We start from the raw sequence: 2,648 nt of genomic DNA, 5'->3' as shown, positions 1-2,648 counted from the left end.
CCTCACGGAACCAGCCCTGCGGGCGGCTCGGCTGCCGCGCCGGGTCCGCCGAGCGGAAGGCGTCCGTGAGCGCCGCGCTGTGGGCCGGATCGACGTACCCGTACTCGTGCGCGAAGACCGCCAGGGTGCCCCCGGGGGCCAGGGCGTCGTACGCCCGGCGGTTGCGGGTGTCGGGGTCCAGCCAGTGCCAGGCCATCGCGCAGGCCAGCGCCGGCACACCGCCGGACGGGGGCGACCACTCCTCGAAGGGCGCCACCACCACCTCGACCTGCGGAAACCGCGCCGCCAGCACCTCGGCCATCCGGGCGTCCGGCTCGACGCAGGTCATCGGCGCACCGAGGCCCAGCAGGACCCCGGTGGCGAGGCCGGTGCCCGCGCCCACCTCGACCAGCCGGGCGGGCACCTCCCCGTGGTACGCGAGGATGGCCTCGGCGATCGCGGGCGGGTAGCCCGGCCGCGCCTCGTGGTAGCTGTCGGACACCTCGCCGAAGAGCTGGGACATGACCGCCATCGTGTCAGGGTGGACCTCGGCACGTGATCCCTCGGGAGGAACCATGATCGAGCTGCCCGGTGATCTCCCGGTCATCGAGCGTCGCGCGGTGCGGGTGGTGCTGCTGGACGCGGAGGAGCGGGTGCTGCTCTTCCACACCCGCGACCCGGACCATCCCCGTCTCGGCACCTGGTGGGAGCTGCCCGGCGGCGGGCTCGACCCCGGCGAGACGTACCTCGAGGCGGCGGTGCGGGAGCTGCGCGAGGAGACCGGCTTCGTGGTCGATGCCGGGCAACTGGGGGCGGCGTCCTGGCGACGCCGGGCCAGCTTCATCCACCGCCAGCTGCGGCACGTCCAGGACGAGGTGATCACCCTCGTCCGGCTCGACGTCGCCGGGCCCGACATCGACGCCGCCGAGCGGCTCGACTACGAGGTGGAGGACTACTTCGGCTTCCGGTGGTGGCCGGTCCCCGAGATCGTGTCCAGCGGGGAGCGGTTCTACCCGGGTCGGCTGCCCGAGCTGCTCACCCCGTTCCTGGCCGGCGAGGAGATCGACGAGCCGTTCGAACTCTGGTCCTGACCCGCCGGACGGGCGTGCCGAACCGGTCGGCAGTGGGCAGAGTGGGAGCCATGACGAGTCTGCACGAGCCCCTCGCCCGGTACGCCGAACGCCTGCACGCCGTCGCCGGCCCCGGCCACCACGTCGCCTCCCCACTCGGCGCGTGGCTGCTGCTGGCGCTCTGCGGGCCGGCAGCGACCGGCACGGGGGCCGACGAGCTGGCCGGGATGCTCGGCATGGATTTGCCGACCGCCGCGGCGACCGCCGCCGCGCTGCTGGCCGAGCCGCATCCGCTGGTCCCCGCGGCCACCGCCGTCTGGCACCGCCCCGGGTACGGCGGCAGCGGGCTGGCCGACTGGCAGGCCACCCTGCCCCCGCAGACCCGGACCGGCCCGCTACCCGACCAGGCGGCGCTGGACGAGTGGGCCCGTGAACACACCCTCGGCCTGATCGACCGGTTCCCGCTGCGGCTCACCCCGGCGGTGGTGCTGGCCCTGGCCAGCGCCCTGGCCACCCGGATCTCCTGGGCCGAACCGTTCGACGTGGTGCCCGCCGCCGACCTCGGGCCGGCAAGCCGGTGGGCCGGCCTGAACCGGGTGCTGCGCTCCCCCCGGCACGGTCACCGGTCGTGGATCGCCGCCACCGAACAGGCCGGCGAGGTGATCGTGCACGTCGCGCCGGCCCGGCCGGAGCGGACCGAGGCGGGCGAGGCGGGGCTCACCGTGGTGTCGGTGGCGGCCGGGCCCGAGGTCCCACCGGGTGAGGTGCTGGCCGCCGCGTACCGGCTCGCCGTAGCCGCCGTGGCGGGTGGCGAACCGGGCCGGCGGTCGCTGTTCGACCTGCCGCTCGGTGAGACGGCACTGTGGAGCCTGCGCGAGGAGCGGGTGCCCACCCACGCGCGGGACGGGCGGGAGGAACGCCACGCGGCGCTGCTGCCCTGCTGGTCGGCCCGGAGCGAGCACCGGCTCACCGGCGTCGGGCTGGGCTTCGAGGCCGCCGTCCGGGCAGTGGGCCGCCGACTGGGCGAGGCCGGGCTGGAGGTGACCGCCCAACAGGCCGCCATGGCCCGCTTCGGCCGGTACGGGTTCGAGGCGGCCGCCGTCACCGCCGCCTTCGGCCTGGTGAGCCTGCCGCCCGAGGGGGTGGCCCGGACGGCGGAGCTGCGGTTCAGCCACCCGTACGCGGTGGTGGCGGTCGCCACCGACGAGCGGCCGGACGGGACCGGGCCGTGGCACGGCGTGCCGGTCTTCTCGGCCTGGGTCGCGGAGCCGGAGGAGCCCTCGGCGGCGGACCTGGCGGAGCCGGGCCAGCCCGGCTGACCGGCTGCCCGGGGGGCATTCTCAGCCAGCGTACGGCGGCCGCGGGATCGGGTCGACCATCGCGTCGAAACCCTTCGGCAGCTGCCCCACCAGGTCCTGGAACTCGCCGACGGTGACCGCCTCGCGCAGCGTGTTCAGCACCGCCCGCACCCCCACCTCGGCGACCGCGGGGTCCACCGCGGCCCGGTCGGCCACCCGGCGCAGGAACTGGACCGCCCCGCCGGTCGGTCGGGCACCACCGGCCGGCGCGGTGAGGTACCCGCTCACCTCGTCCGGCAGC

General features: G+C 76.2%; 4 protein-coding genes. 2 read left to right on the top strand and 2 right to left on the bottom strand.

Translation table 11 applies throughout. From position 1 onward, the window contains the following. Nucleotides 1–511: class I SAM-dependent methyltransferase (locus DKL51_RS34100; protein ID WP_185735014.1), on the bottom strand; the 511-nt coding region annotated here is incomplete at its 3' end. Between the two features lie 43 nt (nucleotides 512–554). Here DKL51_RS34100 and DKL51_RS34095 point away from each other — a divergent pair. Together DKL51_RS34095 and DKL51_RS34090 are read left to right on the top strand one after the other, a co-directional pair. Next, on the top strand, nucleotides 555–1,070 hold the full coding sequence (locus tag DKL51_RS34095; RefSeq protein ID WP_185735013.1) for an NUDIX hydrolase: 516 nt from the start codon (nucleotides 555–557) through the stop codon (nucleotides 1,068–1,070). Between the two features lie 50 nt (nucleotides 1,071–1,120). Further along, nucleotides 1,121–2,368, top strand: coding sequence for a hypothetical protein (locus DKL51_RS34090; RefSeq protein ID WP_124813300.1), 1,248 nt, complete (start codon nucleotides 1,121–1,123; stop codon nucleotides 2,366–2,368). Between the two features lie 21 nt (nucleotides 2,369–2,389). Here the strand turns inward: DKL51_RS34090 and DKL51_RS34085 are convergent. After that, on the bottom strand, nucleotides 2,390–2,648 hold a 259-nt coding region (locus DKL51_RS34085; protein WP_148097943.1), incomplete at its 5' end, for a DUF2267 domain-containing protein.

Source organism: Micromonospora globispora (assembly GCF_003857015.1).
GTDB classification, from domain to species: Bacteria; Actinomycetota; Actinomycetes; order Mycobacteriales; family Micromonosporaceae; genus Micromonospora; species Micromonospora globispora.
The sequence above is the reverse complement of the archived record's forward strand: the minus strand, read 5'-3'. Positions and strand labels throughout refer to the sequence as shown.